This is a genomic window from Mycobacterium gordonae (assembly GCF_001417955.2).
GTDB lineage: Bacteria > Actinomycetota > Actinomycetes > Mycobacteriales > Mycobacteriaceae > Mycobacterium > Mycobacterium gordonae_B.
Window position 1 is genome coordinate 1 of the sequence record NZ_LKTM01000198.1, and the last position, 1278, is coordinate 1278.

Consider the following 1278-nt stretch of genomic DNA (forward strand, 5'->3'; position numbering starts at 1 on the left):
CCACACACCGTCGTAGCCCTGCTCCGCCAGCCTGGGCCTCACCCACGCCTCGGCCCAACACCAAATCGACGCACTGCGCATCTGGCTCGCCGACCATCCGCCCAGCCCCGCCCTGCGGATCAGCCTCCACGCCAACGGCTACGGCCTCCTCCTCCGCCACCGTCGATAAGCAGCACACGCTGGACGCAACACAGCTGGTGTTGCGTCTTCCCGGCGCGCCATGCAACACGGGGCCCCGGCAAACCCACGAACAGTCAAAGACCGTTAAACACCGTCTGACAGAGGAGCTAGAGCCTTGATGTCGCTCGGCCTGGCGCGAAAAGGGTTGGACGCGCGCGAATTTCGCCGTAGCGTTTAGTGCTCGATGTGGTGTTGATGGCGAGAGCGCGGTGTCCAGTCGCGGGCGTGCTGGAACCGCCGGTGCAACCACATCCGCCCAAGCCGTCCCGGGTCACGAAGCCGCCGACGGTCCTGGGTGGTCAGCCCCAGGAGTCGGCCCTCGCTGCTTTTCGAAGACACGATGACACTGCCGTACAACAACGGCACCGTGCGCACCGAGAACGTGGTGACCGACAGCAAAAGGCCGGTGGCCTGCCGATTCGGCCGATACCGGCCCGGCACCGCCGAGCGGAACCAGAAGTCAATCACCCCATCGCTGCTGGTCAAACAATCCACACACGGGGCACGCAGAAACGCGTTGATGGCGCTCTGGGCAAATACCGAGATCTCCTGCACGTCCCCGGCTGGAGTAATCAGCAATGCCGTGTACACAACAGCCCCCTTCCGCACCCCTCGGCGACAGGCACGACCTCACGATCCGACGTGTCGCAGATCGGGCAGCGCCTGCTGATGACAGGCTGGGCACACCACAAGATACGGCCCATCCAGGAAATCCCTGTCCTTGATGATCGATTCCACCATCCACTGGGCATTTTCGGGGTCGGCCTCATCAACAGGTGCCGGACGCAGACACCCCGAACAATGCGTGTCGATGCTGGTCCACCGGATCATTAGGGCACCTTAATACCGGGTTGGCATCTCAGCGAGACAATGTGATCAGCACCGCAGGCCCAGCATCAATCCGACCGTTACCACCCCGATGTCCGGGCCGCCCGTTGCGCGTCGGCGTGCCACGAATTGACGGCAGTCGAACAGAACCGACTGAGCACTGCACTCACCATCGGTCAGCGCCTCGCGCAGGTGTCGCCTGCCAGGGTGATGGGACCACTGGTTTGCCATGAGCATGGGACCAGTTCGTCTTCCGGTCACGGGCCGTGT

At 63.5% G+C, this 1278-nt stretch carries 2 protein-coding genes; both read right to left on the bottom strand.

The annotated features are described in order from the left end of the window. Window positions 1–354 precede the first annotated feature (354 nt). Window positions 355–771, bottom strand: a complete 417-nt coding sequence (locus tag AO501_RS15345) for a hypothetical protein (RefSeq protein WP_055578536.1) — start codon at window positions 769–771, stop codon at window positions 355–357. A gap of 39 nt (window positions 772–810) precedes the next feature. Beyond that, a complete protein-coding gene (locus AO501_RS15350) occupies window positions 811–1011 on the bottom strand; it encodes a hypothetical protein (protein WP_055578537.1) in 201 nt (66 codons plus the stop codon). Window positions 1012–1278 lie beyond the last annotated feature (267 nt).

Bases quoted from the DNA above. Each gene is read 5' to 3' on its own strand.
- AO501_RS15350 (WP_055578537.1), bottom strand. From the start codon at position 1,011: ATGATCCGGTGGACCAGCATCGACACGCATTGTTCGGGGTGTCTGCGT.